The 19878-nt window shown below is 70.8% G+C and carries 19 protein-coding genes; 8 read left to right on the forward strand and 11 right to left on the reverse strand.

Annotation, left to right across the window (positions count from 1 at the left end; translation table 11 throughout):
- Positions 1-30: 30 nt before the first annotated feature.
- The 4 genes from ACFY10_RS20285 to ACFY10_RS20300 all read right to left on the reverse strand — a co-directional run bounded on the left by ACFY10_RS20285 (position 31) and on the right by ACFY10_RS20300 (position 4194).
- Positions 31-1149 carry an LLM class flavin-dependent oxidoreductase gene (locus ACFY10_RS20285; protein WP_390666526.1) on the reverse strand — a complete coding sequence of 373 codons (1119 nt, stop codon included), beginning with the start codon at positions 1147-1149 and terminating at the stop codon, positions 31-33.
- Positions 1150-1268: 119 nt separating this feature from the next.
- Positions 1269-2039 carry an SDR family NAD(P)-dependent oxidoreductase gene (locus ACFY10_RS20290; protein WP_390666527.1) on the reverse strand — a complete coding sequence of 257 codons (771 nt, stop codon included), beginning with the start codon at positions 2037-2039 and terminating at the stop codon, positions 1269-1271.
- An 11-nt stretch (positions 2040-2050) separates the two neighbouring features.
- On the reverse strand, positions 2051-2953 hold the full coding sequence (locus tag ACFY10_RS20295) for an LLM class F420-dependent oxidoreductase (RefSeq protein ID WP_390666742.1): 903 nt from the start codon (positions 2951-2953) through the stop codon (positions 2051-2053).
- Between the two features lie 17 nt (positions 2954-2970).
- The gene (locus ACFY10_RS20300; protein WP_390666528.1) at positions 2971-4194 is read right to left on the reverse strand and encodes an amidohydrolase family protein; all 1224 of its coding nucleotides are present in this window, start codon (positions 4192-4194) and stop codon (positions 2971-2973) included.
- Between the two features lie 245 nt (positions 4195-4439).
- Between ACFY10_RS20300 and ACFY10_RS20305 the strand changes: the two genes are divergently transcribed.
- Positions 4440-7391, forward strand: a complete 2952-nt coding sequence (locus tag ACFY10_RS20305; protein WP_390666529.1) for a BTAD domain-containing putative transcriptional regulator — start codon at positions 4440-4442, stop codon at positions 7389-7391.
- A 204-nt stretch (positions 7392-7595) separates the two neighbouring features.
- On the forward strand, positions 7596-7757 hold the full coding sequence (locus tag ACFY10_RS20310) for a hypothetical protein (RefSeq protein ID WP_390666530.1): 162 nt from the start codon (positions 7596-7598) through the stop codon (positions 7755-7757).
- A gap of 98 nt (positions 7758-7855) precedes the next feature.
- On the opposite strand, the gene ACFY10_RS20315 is transcribed toward ACFY10_RS20310, so the two are convergent.
- Positions 7856-9424 carry a FadD3 family acyl-CoA ligase gene (locus ACFY10_RS20315; RefSeq protein ID WP_390666531.1) on the reverse strand — a complete coding sequence of 523 codons (1569 nt, stop codon included), beginning with the start codon at positions 9422-9424 and terminating at the stop codon, positions 7856-7858.
- Positions 9425-9516: 92 nt separating this feature from the next.
- On the opposite strand from ACFY10_RS20315, the gene ACFY10_RS20320 reads away from it, so the two are divergent.
- The 3 genes from ACFY10_RS20320 to ACFY10_RS20330 are packed head-to-tail and all read left to right on the forward strand — an operon-like array spanning position 9517 to position 11863.
- Positions 9517-10665: a lipid-transfer protein gene (locus ACFY10_RS20320; RefSeq protein ID WP_390666532.1), complete on the forward strand. Its 1149-nt coding sequence runs from the start codon at positions 9517-9519 to the stop codon at positions 10663-10665.
- A 2-nt stretch (positions 10666-10667) separates the two neighbouring features.
- The gene (locus ACFY10_RS20325) at positions 10668-11084 is read left to right on the forward strand and encodes a Zn-ribbon domain-containing OB-fold protein (RefSeq protein WP_390666533.1); all 417 of its coding nucleotides are present in this window, start codon (positions 10668-10670) and stop codon (positions 11082-11084) included.
- Positions 11081-11863, forward strand: a complete 783-nt coding sequence (locus ACFY10_RS20330) for an enoyl-CoA hydratase/isomerase family protein (RefSeq protein ID WP_390666534.1) — start codon at positions 11081-11083, stop codon at positions 11861-11863. The genes ACFY10_RS20325 and ACFY10_RS20330 overlap by 4 nt, the downstream gene beginning before the upstream one ends.
- A gap of 5 nt (positions 11864-11868) precedes the next feature.
- On the opposite strand, the gene ACFY10_RS20335 is transcribed toward ACFY10_RS20330, so the two are convergent.
- The 3 genes from ACFY10_RS20335 to ACFY10_RS20345 all read right to left on the reverse strand — a co-directional run bounded on the left by ACFY10_RS20335 (position 11869) and on the right by ACFY10_RS20345 (position 15809).
- Positions 11869-12366, reverse strand: a complete 498-nt coding sequence (locus tag ACFY10_RS20335; RefSeq protein ID WP_390666535.1) for a hypothetical protein — start codon at positions 12364-12366, stop codon at positions 11869-11871.
- 137 nt (positions 12367-12503) lie between these two features.
- Positions 12504-14852, reverse strand: a complete 2349-nt coding sequence (locus ACFY10_RS20340; protein ID WP_390666536.1) for a PQQ-binding-like beta-propeller repeat protein — start codon at positions 14850-14852, stop codon at positions 12504-12506.
- A 210-nt stretch (positions 14853-15062) separates the two neighbouring features.
- The gene (locus ACFY10_RS20345; protein ID WP_390666537.1) at positions 15063-15809 is read right to left on the reverse strand and encodes a VOC family protein; all 747 of its coding nucleotides are present in this window, start codon (positions 15807-15809) and stop codon (positions 15063-15065) included.
- Between the two features lie 135 nt (positions 15810-15944).
- Here ACFY10_RS20345 and ACFY10_RS20350 point away from each other — a divergent pair, with 135 nt between their 5' ends.
- Complete coding sequence (locus tag ACFY10_RS20350) at positions 15945-16580, forward strand: TetR family transcriptional regulator (RefSeq protein ID WP_275773609.1); 636 nt, start codon at positions 15945-15947, stop codon at positions 16578-16580.
- Positions 16581-16655: 75 nt separating this feature from the next.
- On the opposite strand, the gene ACFY10_RS20355 is transcribed toward ACFY10_RS20350, so the two are convergent.
- The gene (locus tag ACFY10_RS20355; RefSeq protein WP_390666538.1) at positions 16656-17108 is read right to left on the reverse strand and encodes an Lrp/AsnC family transcriptional regulator; all 453 of its coding nucleotides are present in this window, start codon (positions 17106-17108) and stop codon (positions 16656-16658) included.
- 82 nt (positions 17109-17190) lie between these two features.
- Between ACFY10_RS20355 and ACFY10_RS20360 the strand changes: the two genes are divergently transcribed.
- Positions 17191-17811: a LysE family translocator gene (locus tag ACFY10_RS20360; protein WP_390666539.1), complete on the forward strand. Its 621-nt coding sequence runs from the start codon at positions 17191-17193 to the stop codon at positions 17809-17811.
- Between the two features lie 67 nt (positions 17812-17878).
- Positions 17879-18151, forward strand: coding sequence for a hypothetical protein (locus ACFY10_RS20365; protein WP_390666540.1), 273 nt, complete (start codon positions 17879-17881; stop codon positions 18149-18151).
- An 8-nt stretch (positions 18152-18159) separates the two neighbouring features.
- Here ACFY10_RS20365 and ACFY10_RS20370 read toward each other — a convergent pair whose 3' ends face one another.
- Both ACFY10_RS20370 and ACFY10_RS20375 read right to left on the reverse strand, forming a co-directional pair.
- On the reverse strand, positions 18160-18624 hold the full coding sequence (locus ACFY10_RS20370; protein WP_390666541.1) for a nitroreductase family deazaflavin-dependent oxidoreductase: 465 nt from the start codon (positions 18622-18624) through the stop codon (positions 18160-18162).
- Positions 18621-19808 carry an acyl-CoA dehydrogenase family protein gene (locus tag ACFY10_RS20375; RefSeq protein ID WP_390666542.1) on the reverse strand — a complete coding sequence of 396 codons (1188 nt, stop codon included), beginning with the start codon at positions 19806-19808 and terminating at the stop codon, positions 18621-18623. Before ACFY10_RS20375 ends, ACFY10_RS20370 begins: the two co-directional genes overlap by 4 nt.
- Positions 19809-19878 lie beyond the last annotated feature (70 nt).

The raw sequence follows: 19878 nt of genomic DNA on the forward strand, positions 1-19878 counted from the left end.
CCACAACGAACCCGCACCCCGCAACGGCGCTCAAGAGGCCGCCCGGAACCGGGACGTCCGATGCACAGGATCCGTATCGATCTTCGGAATCACGTGCTCCCCGATCAACCGAATCGTCTGCAACGTCTCCTCCTTCGGCACCCCCACCGGCAACCCGAAGCTCAACTGATCCGCCCCGGCCTGCTCCCACCGCTTGCACTGCGTGAGCACCTCGTCCGGATCCCCGCAGATCAACAGCTCCTCCTCGATGAGGAGTTCGACGAACTCGGGCGTGTACTCCGGCAGCGTCTCGGGCCACACCGGGAAGCCCTCGGGCCGCGGGAAGGTGTCGTGGTACCGGAACACCAGCGACGGCAGGTAGTGCAGCCCGCCGTTGGTGGCGATCCGTATCGCCTCGGCGTGCGTGGGCGCACAGATCGCCGTCGTCGTCACCATCACGTTGTCGTTGACGAAGTCCCCGACCGGCTCGGCGTTCACGATCGCCGTCTTGTACTGCTCCAGCACCCACTCCATGTCGGAGACCTTCTGGATGCTGAAACCCAGCACCCCGAGCCCCTTCCTCGCGGCCATGGCATACGAGGGCGGCGACCCGGCGGCGTACCACATCGCGGGGTGCGACTTCCCGTACGGCTTCGGCAGGACCTTGCGCGGGGGCAGCTGCCAGTGCTTGCCCTGGAAGCCGACGTACTCGTCCTGCAGCCACATCTTCGGGAACTCGGCGATGGTCTCTTCCCAGATCTCCTTGGTGTAGTTCATGTCGGTCACACCCGGTATGAACCCGAGGATCTCGTGCGACCCGGCTCCCCGCCCGCTGCCGAACTCGAACCGATTACCCGTCAGGTGGTCGAGCATCGCGACCTTCTCGGCCACCTTCACCGGGTGGTTGACCTGGGCGAGCGGGTTGAAGATCCCGGATCCCAGATGAATCCGGTCCGTCGCGTGCGCCAGGTATCCCAGGAACACATCGTTGGCGGAGAGGTGCGAGTACTCCTCCAGGAAGTGGTGCTCGGACGCCCAGGCGTACTTGAAGCCCGACTTGTCCGCCTGGATGACGTACTCGGTCTCCTCCATCAGTGCCTTGTGCTCGGCGAGCGGGTCGGTCTCGGCGCGCTTGCCCACGTATCCCTGTACAAAGAGCCCGAATTCCAAGGCGGGTCACCATCCCTACGTTCCTGACGCATCGTCAGATTCTCTGCCGCCCGACTGTTGCACTGCCCGCATGCACCGTCAATAGCTGACGGCCAGTCAGATGACTGTCGGGCGACCGGTCAGAAGACCGACACCCCTGCCAGCCAGCCGCCGTCGATCACGAACGGCTGCCCGGTGATGTAGGAGGAGTCGTCGGAGGTCAGGAACAGCGCGAGCCGCGCCACCTCCTCCGGCTTCCCGATCCGGCCGAGCGGCACGAGCTTGCGGTACAGCTCGTCCAGGGCCCGGCCGGTCTCCTCCGCGTCCGCCGCCGGGTCCAGCTGGGCCGGGTTGGACATGGCGGTGTCGATGGCGCCGGGGCACATCGCGTTGACGCGGATGCGCCGGTCCGCGAGTTCCAGGGCGGCGACCCGGGTGAGGCCCAAAATCGCATGCTTGGTGGCGGCGTACGTACCGACGGCCGCCATGCCGGTCACGGCCGTGTAGGACGCGGTGTTGACGATCGTGCCGCCGTCCTCCATCACGGGGGCCACGGTCCTGATCCCCAGAAAGCAGCCGACCTGGTTGACCCGTACGACCTGCATGAACTCGTCGAGGGGCGTGTCGACCAGGGAGTTGAAGCGCAGGATTCCAGCGTTGTTGACGAGGCCGTCGACGCGGCCGTACGCGTTCTTGACGGTGCTCACCGCCGACCGCCACTCTTCCTCCTCGCCGACGTCGAGGTGGACGTACCGCCCGCCGATCTCCTTCGCGAGGGCCTCTCCCTGCTCGTCGAGGACGTCCGCCACGACGACCTCGGCCCCCTCCGCTCTGAACAGGCGGGCCTCCTGCTCCCCCTGTCCCCGCGCCGCTCCGGTGACGATCACGACGCGTCCGTCCAGCTTGCCCATGCGATGACTCCCTAGAGGTGGGGGGCGATGTCCGCCCCGAACGCCGCCATCTGGTCGGTGAGTTCGCTGCGGCTCCGGCACCGGAACCGCACCTGGATCTGGTGCACACCCATCGCGCGGTACGCCCGCAGGGACTCGGCGAGCGCGTCCGGAGGGCCCGTGAGGGTGCGGCGGCCGACGTCCCAGGCGGGAGCGCCGACGTACAGGGGCTCGGTGATCGCGCCGATCACGAACGCCCCCTCGATGCGTGCCTCTTCGCGCAGCCGCCGTATCCGCTCGATCTGCGCCGGCAGCCGGTCCCGCGGGTCTCCCTGCGGCAGCCAGCCGTCACCCTTGAGGGCGGCCCGGCGTACGGCGGCGGGCGAGGAGCCGCCGACCCAGAGGGGGATGCTTTCCTGGGCCGGCCTCGGCCGCTGCCCCAGCCCCTCGAAGTCGTAGAGCTTGCCGTGGTGTTCGGGGAACTCGTCCGGGCCCAGGGCGGCGCGCAGGGCGTCGATCGACTCGTCGAGCACGGCCCCGCGCCGGTCGAAGTCGACGCCGAGCACCTCGAACTCCTCGCGTACATGCCCGGCGCCGACGCCCAGGATCAGGCGGCCGCCGGCCAGATGGTCGAGGGTGGCGTACTGCTTGGCGGTGAGGAGAGGATGCCGTAGTCCCACGACGGCGACGTGGCTGAGCAGCCGCACCCGTTCGGTCACCCCCGCCAGGAAGGCGAGGGTGGCGACGGGGTCGTACCACACGGTGCTCATGGCGGAGGCCAGCCGGCGCGGTATGGCGACGTGGTCGCAGCTCGCGAGATAGCCGAAGCCGGCGCGGTCGGCGGTACGGGCGATCTCCACCAGGTCCCCGGGGCCGGCGCCGGCCTCCCAGCCCTCCGCGTAGATCGTGCTCTGGGACTGGACGGGGAGCTGCATCCCGTACGTCAGGGAAGTCACCGCCAGAGCCCCTCAGGGGTGAGCCCCAGCAGCTCGATGGCGTTCCCGCGCACGATCCGCTCCACCACCTCCGGGTCCAGGTGGCCCATCTGCGCCTCGCCGACCTCCCTCGACTTCGGCCAAGTGGAGTCGGAGTGCGGGTAGTCGGTCTCGTAGAGGACGTTGCCCAGGCCGATCGCGTCGAGGTTCCTCAGCCCGAAGGCGTCGTCGAAGAAGCAGCCGTAGACGTGCTCGGCGAAGAGTTCGGACGGCGGGCGGTGGACCTTGTCGGCGACGCCGCCCCAGCCGCGGTTCTCTTCCCAGACCACGTCCGCGCGCTCGAGGATGTAGGGGATCCAGCCGATCTGGCCTTCCGCGTACATGATCCTGAGGTTCGGGAAGCGTTCGAACTTGCCGCTCATCAGCCAGTCCACCATCGAGAAACAGCAGTTGGCGAAGGTGATGGTGGAACCGACGGCCGGTGGTGCGTCCTTCGACGTCGACGGCATACGGCTGCTGGAGCCGATGTGCATGGCGATGACCGTGCCGGTCTCGTCGCACGCGGCGAGGAAGGGGTCCCAGTCGTCCGAGTGGACGGAGGGGAGCCCGAGGTGCGGGGGTATCTCGGAGAAGGCGACGGCACGGACGCCGCGGGCGGCGTTGCGCCGTACTTCCGCCGCCGCGAGTTCGGCGTCCCAGAGCGGGATGAGGGTGAGGGGTATGAGGCGCCCCTGGGCCGCCGGGCCGCACCACTCGTCCACCATCCAGTCGTTGTAGGCCTGGACGCAGAGCAGGCCCAGCTCGTGGTCCTTGGCCTCGGTGAACGTCTGGCCGCAGAAGCGGGGGAAGGTCGGGAAGCAGACCGCGGACTGGACGTGGTTGACGTCCATGTCGGCGAGGCGCTGCGGGACGTCGTACGAGCCGGGGCGCATCTGCTCGTAGGTGATGACCTCGAGCTTGATGTCGTCCCTGCTGTAGCCGACCGCCGTGTCGAGGCGGGTGAGGGGCCGCTGGAGCTCCTCGTACAACCACCAGTCGCCGAGCGGTCCTTCGTCGCCGGGGGCGCCCATCACGGGACGGAAGCGGCCGCCGAGGAAGCTGATCTCCTTCAGCGGGGCGCGGACTATGCGCGGGCCGGTGTCGAGGTACTTCTTCGGCAGGCGGCTCTGCCACACCTGCGCGGGCTCCACGGTGTGGTCGTCGACGGAGATGATCAGCGGGAAGTCCTTTGTGGTCTCCATGGCGGCCACGGTAGCGCCGATCTGACGGACCGTCAGCTGTGTGGTGGGAGGCTTCTTGTTGCTCGGGTCTGTTCGGATCTGTTCCCAGCTGCAGCCATCAGGGGCTCCGCCGCGGGGTGCGAAGACCAAGTGAGGGCCTTGTGATATCCCGCGCGTCTGCCTGTGTGAGCGCTCTCCACAGCTGACGCATCCGCCATGAACAAGGCAAACTGACGGAGTTGCCCACTGTGTCTAGGGAGACGGCGATGGACGGTGTACCGCGAGTGCCGGAACAGAGGCGGGCCGGCTCCTCTGCGGAGCCTGCCGCGCTGAGCTTCGGCGTGCTCGGTCCGGTACGGGCGCGACGCGGAGCGGAGCAGATCGGCACCGGCTCCCCGCAGCAACGTGCCCTGCTCGCCGCCCTGCTGCTGCGCGAGGGCCGCACGGCCACCGCGGGCGAGCTGATCGACGCCGTGTGGGGCGAGGAGCCGCCGTCGCAGGCGCTGGCGGCGCTGCGGACGTACGCCTCCCGGCTGCGCAAGGTGCTGGACCCCGGGGTCCTGGTGAGCGAGTCCGGCGGATACGCGGTGCGCGGGCTCGGCGACGGCGCGCTGGACCTGGCGGTGGCGCAGGAGCTGGCGGCCGAGGCGGAGAAGGCGCGCGGCGCCGGGGACCTGTGCCATGCACGCGAGGTGCTGGGCCGGGCGCTGGCGCTGTGGGACGGCGAGGCGCTGGCCGGCGTACCGGGGCCGTATGCGGAGGCGCAGCGGGTCCGGCTGGAGGAGTGGCGGCTGACGCTGCTGGAGTCCCGCCTCGACATGGACCTGGAGCAGGGATGCCATGCGGAGGCGGTGTCGGAACTGACCGCCCTGACGGCGGAGCACCCCCTGCGGGAGCGGCTGCGCGAACTGCTGATGCTGGCGCTGTACCGCAGCGGGCGCCAGGCGGAGGCGCTGGCGGTGTACGCGGACACCCGGCGCCTGCTGGCGGACGAACTGGGTGTGGACCCGCGGCCGGGGCTGCGGGAACTGCAGCAGCGGATTCTGCAGGCGGACCCGACCCTGGCGGAATCGTCCGCCCCGCAGGCCGAGCCGGCCGCCACCCCGGTCCGCCCGGCCCAACTGCCCGCCACCGTCCCCGACTTCACGGGCCGCGCGGCCTTCGTCCACGAACTCAGCGAGGTGCTGTCCTCGGCCGAGGGCCGGGTGATGGCGGTGTCGGCGCTGGCGGGCATCGGCGGCGTCGGCAAGACGACGCTGGCCGTGCACGTCGCCCATCAGGCCCGGACGGCCTTCCCCGACGGCCAGTTGTACGTCGACCTGCAGGGCGCGGGGTCACGGGCGGCGGAACCGGAGACGGTACTGGGCTCGTTCCTGCGGGCCCTGGGAACGGCCGACTCGGCGATCCCGGATTCGCTGGAGGAACGGTCGGCCCTGTACCGGTCCGTCCTGGACGGCCGCCGGGTGCTGGTCCTGCTCGACAACGCACGGGACGCGGCGCAGGTACGACCGCTGCTGCCGGGCACGGAGGGCTGCGCGGCGCTGGTGACGTCGCGGGTGCGGATGGTCGATCTCGCCGGGGCCCATCTGGTGGACCTGGACGTGATGTCCCCCGACGAGGCGCTGCAGCTCTTCACGAAGATCGTGGGCGAGGAGCGGGTGGCGAGCGAGCGCGAGGCCGCCCTGGACGTGGTGGCGGCGTGCGGTTTCCTGCCGCTGGCGATCCGGATCGCCGCATCCCGGCTGGCGGCGCGCCGCACCTGGACGGTTTCCGTACTGTCCGCGAAGCTCGCGGACGAGCGCAGACGCCTGGACGAACTGCAGGCCGGCGACCTGGCGGTCAAGGCCACCTTCGAACTGGGCTACGGCGCGCTGGAGCCGGCCCAGGCACGGGCGTTCCGGCTGCTGGGCCTGGCGGACGGGCCGGACATCTCACTGGCAGCGGCGGCCGCGGTCCTCGGCCTCCCGGTGGAGGAGACGGAGAACCTGCTGGAGTCCCTCGTCGACACGTCGCTGCTGGAGTCGGCGGCTCCCGGCCGCTACCGCTACCACGACCTGGTCCGGCTCTACGCGCGTGCGTGCGCGGAGCGGGACGAGTGGCCGCCGAACGAGCGGGATGCGGCGATGTCGCGGTTGCTGGACTTCTATCTGGCCACCGCCGCGGCGGTCTACCTGATCGAACGGCCGGGAGACCGGCTGGTGGACCACCTCGCGACCCCGGAGTATCCCGGGCTGACGTTCGACGACCGGCACGCGGCGCAGGACTGGCTCTACTCCGAGGCGGTCTCACTGCTGGCGTGCGTGCGGCAGTCCGCTCATCCCGGGATGCTCCGGCGCGCCGTCGACGTCCTGTGGGCGGCGATCGACCTGGCGGAGTCCGGGGCCAACTCCCGGGAGTACGAGACGGTCGCGGTGGCGCTGTGCGCGGCAGCACGGGTTGCCGAGGATGCGTACGCGGAGGTCCGGGCACTGATCACGCTGGCCTACGCGCACAGCCTCATCGGCCGCTTCGACCTCGCCGACAAGGAGGCCGGCCGGGCCCGCGAGCTGACCGACTCCTCCCACGACGCGCTGGCCGGCTGCTGGTCGTCCAACGTCGGCGGCGCGATCGCCGCGTACCAGAACCGGCACGAGGACGCGGAGGCGCACTTCACCCGCGCCATCGAGCACTTCCGCGTCCTCGGCGACCGCCCGGGAGAGGCGAGCGCCCTGTGCAACCTGTCGCGCGTGCATCTGGCCACCGGCCGGGCGGAGAGCGCGGTGACCCTGGCCCGGCAGGGCACGGCCATGTACGACGACATGGGGCATGACCTGAAGGGCGCCAACGGGCGGTACGCACTGGGTCTCGCTCTGGCGCAGAGCGGGAAGCTGGCCCAGGCGACCGAATGCCTCCAGCAGGCTCTCGGGGTGTTCCGGGACAGCCGGCAGCGGCTGTGGGAAGGCATGACGGTCTTCCGCCTCGCCGAACTCGACCTCAAGGACCGGCGCCCCGCGCAGGCGGCGTCGAACGCGGAGACAGCCCTGACCCTGCTGCGGGGCATCGGCGGAGAGTGGCGGCGCGGCAACGTCCTCACCGTCCTCGGCCGCGCCCTCAACGGCATCGGCCAGCTGGACCGGGCTCAGGTGTGCTGGCGCGAGGCCCTCGACATCTTCGAGTCGCTCGGCGCGCCGGAGGCGGCCGAGGCCCGGAGCCTGCTGACGCCGACACAGGTGGCCTGAGCGGGCGCGACAGAGGCGTTCATCGTTCGTTTATCGCGGTCAGGCAGTCTCGCCTGTGTCGGGCCGTCGCGTCGGGGGGCAGACGGAACGGCGTCGAGCCGGGCCTTTATGGTGAACCGGCTTCAGGATCCGTCCGGCAGCCCTCGGGGGAGTTGCCGGGCGGATCTTGTCCATCCAACGTCCAACACCTCAGGGGAGCATGCGATGAGCGCCGAGAACACCACGGACAACATCCACATCACGGACGAGCCGGCCGGCGACTCGACGGACAACATCCACATCACCGACGAGCCGCTCACCGTGACCGCGGCGGACACCGCCAAGGTCACCACGGACAACATCCACATCACGGACGAGAAGGCCTGACGACCCGGCATTCTCCACACGGGGGAACGGCCGCGGCGGCTCGGAGGGGGAGCCGCCGCGGCCGAGGTGTGTCGCCGATCCGATCCGACCCGGCGCCGTTACCCCCGCCGCCCCCGCAACTCCCCCTTGACCACCTTCCCGCTCGCGTTCCGAGGCAGTTCCGCCACGAACTCGACCCACCTCGGCACCTTGTAGTTGGCCATCTCCCGCCGGGCCCAGGCGATCAGGTCGTCCGAAGTCGTCGAGGAATCCGGACGGCGCACCACGTACGCCTTTCCGACCTCGCCCAGCCGCGGATCGGGTACGCCGACGACCGCGACGTCGGCCACGTCCGGGTGCAGGCCGAGCAGTTGCTCTATCTCCGCCGGGTAGGCGTTGAAGCCGCCGACGATGAACATGTCCTTGATCCGGTCGGTGATCCGGAGGTTCCCGGCGGCGTCCAGGACACCCACGTCCCCGGTCCGCAGCCAGCCGTCCTCCGTCAGGACCTCCGCCGTGGCCGCCTCGTCCTCGTAGTAGCCGCGCATGACGTTGAAGCCGCGGACCAGGACCTCGCCGGGCTCGCCCGGCGGTGCCTCGACGCGTACGTCGGTGCCGGGGATCGCCCGTCCGGACGTCGAGGCGATCACCGTGGGGTCGTCGCCGCGCCGGCACATCGTCACGATGCCGCCCGCCTCCGAGAGTCCGTACGCCGTCAGGACCGTCTCCACGCCCAGTTCCCCGCGCAGCCGCTCCACCAGCTGCAGCGGCACGACCGCCGCGCCCGTCACGACCAGGCGCAGCGCCGAGAGGTCGTGTGTGTCGCGGGCGGGGTGGTCCAGCAGGGACTGGTGCAGCGTCGGCGGCCCGGGCAGTACCGAGATCCGTTCCGCCGCGATGTTCGCCAGGGCCGTGTCGATGTTGAACACCGGCTGGGGGACCATCGTCGCGCCGCGCATCAGACAGGCCAGCACCCCGGCCTTGTAACCGAAGGTGTGGAAGAACGGGTTCACGATCAGATAGCGGTCGCCCTGCCTCAACCCGGCGAGATCACACCAGATCTCGTACGCCCGCAGCGTCTGCGCATGCGTGATCACCGCACCCTTGGGGCGGCCCGTCGTACCGGAGGTGAAGACGATGTCCGACGGCCGGGATCCGTCCACCGCCGCCGAGCGCACCCGTACTTCGGCCGGCCCCACCGCGTCCCCGCCCGCGAGGAAGTCCTTCCACGTACGGAAGTCCTCGGGCGCGTCGTCCGACAGCACCACCACCTGATCGAGACCCGGCAGCCCCGGCCCCCGGGCGCCCGCCCGCCGCAGCGACGCCACATACGACGTCCCCAGGAACGTCCCCGTCACGAACAGCAGCCGCGCCCCGCTCCTGCGCAGCACATCCGCCGCCTCCGCGCCCTTGAAGCGCGTGTTGACCGGCACGAGCACCGCCCCGGCCGACACCGCACCCAGCGCCGCCACGATCCAGTCCAGTGAGTTCGGCGCCCAGATCGCGACCCGGTCGCCCGGCGAGACGCCCGCCGCGATGCAGGCCGCCGCCGACCGTTCGACGCGGGCGCCCAGTTCGGCGTACGAGATCCGGGTGCGGCCCTCCACCACCGCCTCGGCGTCCGCGTACCGCTCGGCCGCGGACCGGACGAGTCCCGGAATGCTGCCCCACTCCAGATCACCGCGCACAACAGCCCCCTACGACTAGCTGACTGACCGTCAGATTAGCTGTAGCCTGACGCCCTGTCAGCTGACGGGACAGCATGCGGAGGTGCACCAGCATGGCCGGAATCAAGGACGCCACCGCGATCGTCGGCATCGGGCAGACTCCCTTCGCCAGACGCCTCGACGAGGACGAGCGGACCCTCGCCTGCCGTGCCGTCCTCGCCGCCCTGGACGACGCCGGTATCGCGCCCGGCGAGGTCGACGCGCTCGCCTCGTACACCATGGAGGAGACCGACGAGGTCGAGCTGGCCAAGGCCGTCGGCCTCGGCGACCTCACCTTCTTCAGCAAGGTCGGTTACGGGGGCGGCGGTTCGTGCGCCACCGTCGCCCACCTCGCGGCGGCGATAGCCTCCGGCCAGGCGACCGTGGGCGTCGCCTGGCGCTCACGCAAACGGGGTTCCGGCCCCCGCCCCTGGAAGAACACCACCGTCCAGCTCCCCACCCCCGCCCAGTGGACCCGCCCCTTCGGCCTGCTCCGCCCCGCGGACGAGATCGCCATGCTGACGCGCCGCTACATGCACGAGTACGGCGTAACCCGCGACCACCTCTTCAACGTCGCCCTCGCCTGCCGCAACCGGGCCAACCAGAACCCGGCGGCCGTGATGTACGACCGTCCCCTGACCCGCGAGATGTACATGACCTCCCGCTGGATCAGCGAGCCCCTCTGCCTCTTCGACAACTGCCTGGAGACGGACGGCGCGTTGGCCTGCGTGGTCGTGTCGGCGGAGCGGGCGCGCGACTGCCGCCGCCCGCCCGTCTACGTCCACTCCGCCGCCCAGGGCCTGCCCGCCCAGCACCACGGCATGGTCAACTACTGGAACGACGACCCGCTCACCGGCCCCGCCTGGACGGCCGCCCGGCACCTGTGGAAGCACGCCGACTTCACGCCCCAGGACCTGGACGTCGCCCAGATCTACGACGCGTTCACGGCGCTCATACCGCTCTCCCTGGAGGGCTACGGCTTCTGCGGCCGCGGCGAGGGCGGCGCGTTCACCGAGCAGGGGGCCCTGGAAATGCGCGGACGGCTGCCCCTCAACACCAGCGGCGGCGGGCTCAGCGAGGCCTACGTCCACGGGTTCAACCTCATCACCGAAGGTGTACGGCAGCTCCGCGGCACCAGCACCGCCCAGGTCCCGGACGCCGCCACCTGCCTCGTCACCGCCGGCGAGGGAGTACCGACCTCCGCCCTTCTGCTGAAGAGTTGACCATGCTCGACCCCGTCATCGACTCCGACGGCGCCCCCTTCTGGGGCTACGCCCGCCAGGGCGAACTCCGTGTCCAGGCCTGCGCCGACTGCGGCGAACTCCGCTTCCCGCCCCGGCCCTGCTGCCCGCACTGCCAGTCCTTCGGGAGCGAGTGGCGGGAGGTCGCCGGTCACGGACGTATCTGGTCGTACGTCGTGCCCCACCCGCCGCTCCTGCCCGACTACGCCGCCCAGGCCCCGTACAACGTCGTCGTCGTCGAGCTCACCGACGCCCCGCGCATCCGCCTCGTCGGCAACCTCGTCGCCGAGGCCGGTGCCCGCCTCGACTCGGTGCCGCACGAGCGCATCCGGATCGGCGCAAAGGTGCAGGTGGTGTTCGGCGGCGAGGGTCTTCCGCAGTGGGTCTTGGAGCGCTCATGACTGCGCCCGTCCGCGTGCGTACGGCCATCGACAAGGACACCGGCGTCGCGGTCGTCACCCTCGACCGGCCCGAGCGGCTCAACGCCATCGACCTGGCCATGCGGGATGAACTGCGCGAGACCTGGCGGGGGTTGCGGTTCGACGACTCCGTACGCGCCGTCGTCCTCACCGGCGCCGGCGAGCGCGCCTTCTGCACGGGCCTCGACCGCAGCGCCGTCGTCCCGCAGCCCAACTCCCCCTACATGGCCGACGATCCGCTCCTGGACGTCGGCCCCAAGGCGAACGACCTGTGGAAGCCGGTCGTGGCCGCCGTGCACGGCATGGCCTGCGGGGGCGCCTTCTATCTCCTCGGCGAATCGGACTTCGTCGTCGCCGACACCACCGCCGCCTTCTTCGACCCGCACACCACGTACGGCATGGTCAGCGCCTACGAGTCCGTGCTCATGGCGCAGCGGATGCCGTACGGCGAGGTCGCGCGGATGATGCTGATGGGGACGGCGGAGCGGATCGGGGCCCGGCGGGCGTACGACCTCGGGCTGGTCTCCGAACTCACCGAGCCCGGCGGGGCGTTGGCGGCGGCCGAGCGGTGCGCTGCCGTCATCGCCGGGTATCCGCCCGAGGGCGTCCAGGGGACCGTGCGGGCCCTGTGGGCGGCGAAGGAGAGCGCCGTCGCCGCCGGGTTCGCGCAGGCGGCCCACCTGGTCGCGCTCGGGAACCTGCCGGACGAGCGGCAGGCGGAGTTGTTCGTCCGGCGCAGCAAGGCGTTCCGGACACGCTAGAACCGTCAGCCCACCGCCGGAGCCTGGTCCGCCACCTCGCAGTGCTTGACGCCGGCGACGAGGGCGCCGCTTCCGCCGACGTTCACGCTCGCGGTCGCCGTTCCGTTCGCGGGCACGTCCACCTGGTCGACCCGGGTGGCGACGACACCGTTCTTCGCGTTCCGGAAGGTGACGGTGACCTCGAAGGTGCCCGCGGTGCCGTTGGGGTTGCTGACCTCGACACTCGCGTACGGCTGCTTCACGGTCGCGCACTTCAGCAGGACCGCCATGGCGGGCGACGCCGAAGCGGCCGGAGAAGAGGAGTACGAACCGCTGCCCCCGGTCGTCGTGCCTCCGGTGGTCGTGTACGACGACGTGTCGTGGTCCTGCGACGAACTGCTGCACCCACCGCCGCTGTGATGCTTGCCGATACCGTGGTGGTGCCCCCGCGAGAAGCCCGTCAGCGACAGGATCACGAACCCGATGACAGCCGTGTACTTGAGTGTGCGCCCCCGTGTATTCACGCCGTCACTCTAGCGAATCCCTGTCACGGCCATGTCACCGCGTGGCGACCGCCGCGCACCCGGCGTAGCGTCTAGGTGGGACGGCCGCCGTCCACACCCTTCCGTGAACCGGTACGACGGCCGTCACCAGCAACAACTCATGCGGTCCGGGCAGTTCCCGTCCCCTTCTCCGCGTCCAGGGCGTACACGCAGCGGTCCTTGCTGCACGCGTACACGACGCCGTCCTTGACCACCGGGGAGCCGGTGATCTCGCCACCGGTCGCCAGCTTCCAGCGCAGTCGGCCGTCGTCGGCCTTCAGGGTGTAGAGCAGGTGGTCCGTGGAGCCGAAGTGGATGCGGCCCTCGGCCACCGCGGGGGCGCCCACGATGTCGCCGCCCGCCTGGAAGCGCCACTTGGGCGTGCCGGTGACCGCGTCCAGGGTGTACAAGCCCTTGCCGCTGCCCACGTGGACGTGCCCGGCCGCCACCAGTACCGGATCGATCGACGCCCGGGACTCGGTGGCGATACGCCAGCGGTCGCGGCCGTCGGTGGCGTCGAGGGCGTAGACCGTGCCGAGGTAGTCGGCCAGGTAGATGCCGCCGCCGGTGACCGCGGGGCCGGGCGCGAAGGTGGGCGGACAGAGGAAGACCGCGGGGGCCTCGAAGTGCCACTTCACATGGCCGCTCGCCACGTCGATCGCCAGGACCCGGGTGCCGGCGGACACGTACACGTATCCGTCCGGCGCGTGCGTCACCCGTACCGGCACCCCGCCGCAGGAGGCCGCGTCGCCGATCGGGTAGGACCAGCGCTCCTTGCCCGTGCGGGCGTCCAGGGCGCGCAGCCGCGCGTCCTGCCAGACGTACACGGTGCCCTCGTGGACGGTGGGCCCGGCCTCGGGCGACTCGAAGTCGGTCTGCGCCCCGGTGAGTTCCCAGAGCTTCTGGCCGTTCGAGGCCTCCCAGGCCTGGACGCCGCCGCCGCGCGTACCGGTGACGACCGTGCCGCGGTCGGCCTTGAGGGAGTACACCCAGGCGTCCGTCTGCAGCCGCCACAGGTCGGCGCCTTCGCGAGCCTCCAGGGCGAACAGTGTCGGCCCGTCGGAGGCGTGGATACGGCCGTCGGCGACCGCCATCGACCAGGCCACGTCCCGCGTCTTGAAGCGCCGGCGGCCGGTGGCCACGTCCAGGGCGTGCACCTCGAAGGAGGTGACGTAGACGAGGTCGCCAAAGACCGACGGGGTCCCCCACACATCGTTCGACATACGGAAACGCCAGGGGCGCCAGCCTGCCGCGGCCTCCGGGGGCGCGGGCAGCGACGACGGTACGACGGGGTCTGCGCCGTTGACGCCCGGGCGCGGCTTGGACCAGGAGGCGGCCAGGGCGGCCTCCGGAGGAGGTGCCTTCACGGCGGCGGCACGGACGTCGGAGACCCGCGGCCCCGGCCCGATGGGCACCTGGGCGCCGGCCAGGCGGACAGGGCCGGTGTCGGGGGCGCCGACGGACGCGGGGGACGCCGGTACGACGGGGTCGTGCGAGGGCGGGGGCGGAACGGGGGCGGGTCGCGCGCCGCCGCCGCTGCGGCCGCCGCCCTGACCGGGTTTCGCCGCCGGACGGCCGTTGCGGCGCGCCTCGATCAGGCTCACCGCGCGCTCGGGCAGCCACGCCGACGCCGTACCGCTGTCGTCGGAGCCGGAGCCGAAGAGGTGCGGGGCCAGCTGGGCCTGGAGGTCGGCGGGGTTGGGGCGGCCCGTCGCCTCCATCTGCATGAGGGACTCGATCAGCGGGCGCAGCTCCTCCGGGAGCCCTTCCAGGTCCGGGCCCTCCCGCAGCAGCATGAAGACCGTCTCGACCGGGTTGGCGCCGTGGAAGGGCGGGTGTCCGGTGGCGGCGAAGACGAGCATCGAGCCGAGCGAGAACACGTCGCTCGCGCCGGTCACTGACCGCGAGTCCTTCGCCTGCTCCGGCGACATATAGGCGGGCGTACCCACCGCCACGTTCGTCATGGTCAAACGCGTGTTCGATACGCCGGAGGCGATACCGAAGTCGATCACCCGGGGGCCGTCCTCGACGACGAGGACGTTCGAGGGCTTCAGGTCCCGGTGCACAAGCCCGGCGCCGTGGATCGACTGCAGTGCCTCCGCGACACCCGCCGCGAGCCAGCGCACCGCCTGGGCCGGGAGCGGCCCGCACTCGTTCACTATTTCTTCGAGGGAGGGCGCGGGAACGTACGCGGTGGCCAGCCACGGCACGGCCGCGCGCGCGTCGGCGTCGACCACGGCCGCCGTGTAGAAGCCGGAGACCGCCCGGGCGGCCTCGACCTCGCGCGAGAAGCGGACGCGGAACAGCTGGTCCTCGGCGAGCTCCGTTCGGACCGTCTTGATCGCCACGCGCCGGCCGGACGCCGAGCGCGCGAGATAGACCAGCCCCATGCCGCCGGCACCGAGCCGCCCCAGCACCTCGAACGGACCGATACGCCGCGGATCGTGCTGTGTCAGCTGATCCACCACTTGCCTGCCACCTCCCCGTACGGGCCGCGCCGGCCACATCTCTACGCGACCCCGTGCAGCGTCTCACCACCGCACCGCCATGGCGGCACGCACCCCGATTCTTCCTGTCCCGGGCACTGGTTGCGAACCCGAGGACGAGTCGGGATGTCTTACCGCAAAACGGTACGTATCACTGCTCGGTCTGATTCAGTCGGTCTAATTCAGTCGTTTTCAGTCGGTCTGCTTCAGCCGTTCCAGCACCGCGAACGACGCCCCCTGATTGTCGGTGACGACGGCCACCCTTCCGTACGACGTCTCGAATGGTGGCGCCCAGATCCGACCGCCGAGACGATTCACCGTCCCGAGTACGGCTTCACAGTCGTCGACGCGGAAGTGCACCAGGAAGTGGGGCGGCATCTCCGCCGGAAAGACGTCCGACACGGCCGCCCGCCCGAAGTCGGGCCTGGCGTCCGGCCCGAACAGGGCGTCGTGGAAGAGATCGCCGTAGAAGGTGTTGGCGACCTCCACGTCCCGGGCGTACAGCTCGGCCCACGCGAAGGTGCCGGGCTCGTGCCGCCTGCCGAAGCCGGGGTGGCTGCCCGGCTCCCAGAGGCCGAAGACGGCGCCCTCGGGGTCGGTGACCAGCGCGGCCGTGCCCAGCTCCGCGACCGGCGTGGGCGCCGTGACCACCTGCCCGCCCGCCGCCCAGATCCGGTCGGCCAGCGCCTCGGCGTCCGGCGTCGCAAAGTACACGGTCCACACGGTGGGCAGCCGCCCGTCCGTCTTGCGCGCGAGGGCGGCAACCCGCTCCCCCTCCTGACGGGCCCACACGGAGCCGCCGGACACCTCCGGCCGGTCCTCGAAGGCCCACCCGAAGAGCTCACCGTAGAACCGCTTGCCCGCCTCCACGTCGGGAAGCTGCGCGTCCACCCAGCAGGGGACGCCCTCTCCGTACGCGGATGCCCTGTTTTCGGCCATAGCGCCAAACTAACGGCGACTCACGCACCCCGCAGGACCAGGCACAGCAGCCTCTCTCCACTCATGCACCCCATTTGCAGTCGGCCGAATCGCGATCCGATCACCCCTCGGTAAGCTGACGACATGACAGGACAAGTGCGTACCGTCGACGGCCGCGTGGCCGGTCGGCGTGGGCAGGCGACCCGGCAGAAGCTGCTCGACTGCCTCAGCGAGATGCTCAGCTCCTCCCCTTACCGGGACGTCAAAGTCATCGATGTCGCCCGGAAAGCGGGCACTTCGCCCGCGACCTTCTACCAGTACTTCCCGGACGTCGAGGGCGCCGTCCTGGAGATCGCCGAGCAAATGGCCACCGAGGGCGGCCAGTTGACCGCGCTTCTCGAGGGCCGCTCCTGGGTCGGCAAGGCCGGCTGGCAGACCTCGCAGGAACTCGTCGACGGCTTCCTGGAGTTCTGGCGCAAGAACGACGCGATTCTGCGTGTCGTCGACCTCGGTGCGGCCGAGGGCGACAAACGCTTCTACAAGATCCGCATGAAGATTCTGAACTCGGTGAACAACTCCCTCACCGACTCGATCACCGAACTGCAGTCCAAGGGCAGGGTCGACAAGGACGTGAACCCGGCGGCGGTCGCCGGTTCACTGGTCGCGATGCTCGCGGCCGTCGCCTCGCACCAGAAGGGTTTCCAGACGTGGGGCGTCAAGCAGGCTGAACTCAAGCCGAATCTGGCGCTGTTGGTGCACCTGGGCGTCACGGGCAAGAAGCCCACGAAGTAGCGCATCTCCTTTTTCCAGGCCCAAGTCCTGTCTGGCAGGCGGTGGTTCACCCGACGTGAGCCGCCGCCTGCTGCGCTATGCGGGCAGCGGACGGTCCCGCACCACGTGCTTCATCACCAGCGTCGAGTTCAGCCGCTGCACCCCCGGCAGTGTCGCCAGCCGCTCGTCGTACAGCCGCTGGAAGGCGGCGAGGTCGGCGGTGGCCACCCGCAGCAGATAGTCGGGCTCACCGAACAGTCGTTGCGCGTCAAGGACATGGGGGATGTCCGCGATTGCCCTCTCGAACTCGGCGACCGTGTCCCGGTCCTCCTGCCGCATGGACACGAAGACCAGCGCCTCGAAGGTCAGACCCACAGCAGCCGGGTCCACCACCGCCCGGTAGCCGCTGATCGCCCCCGCCCGCTCCAGCTCCCGCAGCCGCCGATGGCAGGGCGAGACACTCAGCCGCACCCGCCCGGCCAGCTCGGTCACGGTCAGCCGCCCGTCCTGCTGCAGCTCGGCAAGGATTTTTCTGTCCACGTCGTCCATGAGGCAGATCTTTCCACGAACCAGCTACTTGCGGGCAAAATCTGAGAACACTTTCGACCCCTTCACGCCTAATGTTCCCCACATGGACACCGGACTGCTGCTTTCCTTCCTCGCCCTCGATCTTCTGCTGGTGTGCGTGCCGGGTGCCGACTGGGCGTACGCGATCTCGGCCGGCCTGCGCGGCCGCTCCGTCGGGTGGGCGGTGGGCGGTCTGGTCGCCGGGTACGCACTGCACACGGTGCTGGCTGTGGCGGGGCTGGCAGTACTGGTGGCGGGCGAGCCGAAGCTGCTGACCGCGCTGACGGTGGCGGGGGCCGGGTATCTGGTGTGGCTGGGGTGGGGGGTGCTGCGCCGGCCCGGCGTCCCGGGCGCGACGGAGGAGCCCGTGGAGACGTCCAACGCCCGCATCTTCCTCCGCGGCGCGACGATCAGCGGCCTGAACCCCAAGGGCCTGCTGCTGTACCTGTCGCTCCTGCCGCAGTTCCTGACCCCCCACGGCGGCCTGCCCGTCCCCGTCCAGACCGCCACCCTCGGCCTGCTCCACATGGCGTGCTGCGCCGCCGCCTACCTGGCGGTCGGCCTCGGCGCCCGAGCCGTCCTGGGCACCCGCCCGTCCGCGGCCCGCGCGGTGACACGCACGTCGGGGGCGGCGATGTTGGGGATCGGGGCGTTTTTGCTGGTGCAGCGGCTGGCGACGCTGTAGGTCATTGAACACTCCGCGCCCGGTTTACGTACGTATGAGCACGTACTCCGCGAAAGGAGAGGCGATCATGAACCTCCTGAAGCATGCGGCCGTCGCTGTGGCGTCGGTGGCTCTGATCACCGGTGCCGCGGGCATGGCCGCCGCCCCTGCCTTCGCAGGCCAACCGGGCAAGGAATGCGAAGACACCCGCCCCGGGCACTCCTCGTCCGCCCCCGGCTCGGCCTTCAACCCCGACGGAGTCGCCGGCACGCACTACGCGGGCGAGCAGCCCCAGAACTCCAAGAACCCGCAGTCGGTTTCCCAGTACGACGTGGCTTGCTTCCAGCTCGAATCGCACTGAGGCCACAATTACCTCCGCACGATCCTGAAGATCCGTATCTCCCGCTCCACCCGAGCCTGATACGTCGCATACGGCGGCCAGAAGGCCAACAGGGCCTTCCAGGCCGCCGCCCGTTCCTCCCCCACCAGCAGCTGGGCGTGGACAGGGATGTCCGCGCCCTTCCAGCTGATCTCGGCATCGGGATGCGCGAGGAGGTTATGGGTCCAGGCGGGATGGTCGGTGCGGCCGAAGTTGGAGCCGATGAGGAGCCAGCCGCCCTCTTCCGGCATGCAGGCGAGGGGCGTACGGCGGGGCAGCCCGCTCCTCGCCCCCGTGGACGTAAGGATCACGCCCGGCAGCATCTGCGCGCTGAGCAGCACCTTTCCGCGCGTGAGCCGATGGACGGCCCGGTCCAGCGCAGGAACGACATGCGGGGCGACCTTCACGAACCCCCGCGTCGACGAAATCTTCTGCACCACCCGTACGCCGATCACACCGCCACCTCCCGGCCCTGCTCGAAAAGGTGCGCCGAGTCGGCGGCGTGCGCCCGCAGCCGGTGCACCGGCCCGAACAGCAGCTCGTCGCCTGAGGCGCGTTTGAAGTAGAGATGCGCCTCGTGCTCCCAGGTGAAACCGATGCCGCCGTGCAGCTGGATCCCCTCGGCGGCGGCAGCGCGCAGCGCCTCCAGAGCCTGCGCGAGGGCGAGCCCGCCGACGCGCTCACCGTGGGCGGTGGCCCAAGCGGCGTAGTAGGCGGCCGAACGCGCCGCCTGGACCTGGACGTACACGTCGGCCAGCCGGTGCTTGACCGCCTGGAAGGACCCGATCGCCCGCCCGAACTGCTCGCGCTGCTTGACGTATTCGACGGTCCGTTCCAATGCATGGTCGGCAGCCCCGACGGCTTCGCAGGCGAGCACGGCGGCGGCCGGGTCACCGACGGCGGAGAGGGCACCGAGGACGTCCGCACCTTCCGTACCCAGCAACTCGGCTTCCACGTCCCGCAGTTGGAGGCGCGCCTGCGGCCGGGTCGCGTCGAGCGCGGTCTGCCGTACGCGTACGAGACCGGCCGCGTCCCCCGTCACGAGGAAGAGGAGGGTGCGCGAGCGGGCGAATCCGCCGGTGTGGGCGGCGACCAGGAGGAGCTCCGCGCTGTGGCCGTCCAGCACCTGGTCGACCTGCCCGTACAGCTGCCAGCCGTCCCCCGCCCTCCTGGCCTGTACGCCACCCGCACGACCCCCGCCCGCCCAGTCGCCGTCGCCCGTGCCGGTGAGGGCGAGGGCGCCGGCGAGGGCGGCGCCCGGGACGGCGAGGGCGGCGGTGAGGGTGCCGTCGGCGATGCGCGGCAGCAGGCCGGCGCGCTGGGCGTCGGTGCCGAGGGCGAGGATCAGGGGTGCGGCGAGGACGCAGGTCGCCAGGAGCGGGGAGGGGGCAAGAGTCCTGCCCGACTCCTCTGCCGCCAGGGCGAGTTCGGTCATGGAGCAGCCGACCCCGCCGTACGCCTCCGGGAGGGCGAGTCCGGGCAGGCCGAGCTGGTCTGCGAGGGCCGACCACAGGGCCGGGTCGTGTCCGGCGGGGGTGTCGAGGGCGGCGCGCAGCTCCTCGGGGCCGCAGCGTTTGCGGAGCAGTTCGCGCAGGGTGCGGCGGATCCCGTCCTGCTCGGCTGTGAAGCCGGCGTCCATGGCTCCCCCTCCTCTTCCCTGTCCCCGTTGTCTTCCCTCCGGATCTGACGGTCCGTCATATTAGGAGGGC

Origin of the sequence: Streptomyces sp. NPDC001401, assembly GCF_042895385.1 — a bacterium.
GTDB lineage: Bacteria > Actinomycetota > Actinomycetes > Streptomycetales > Streptomycetaceae > Streptomyces.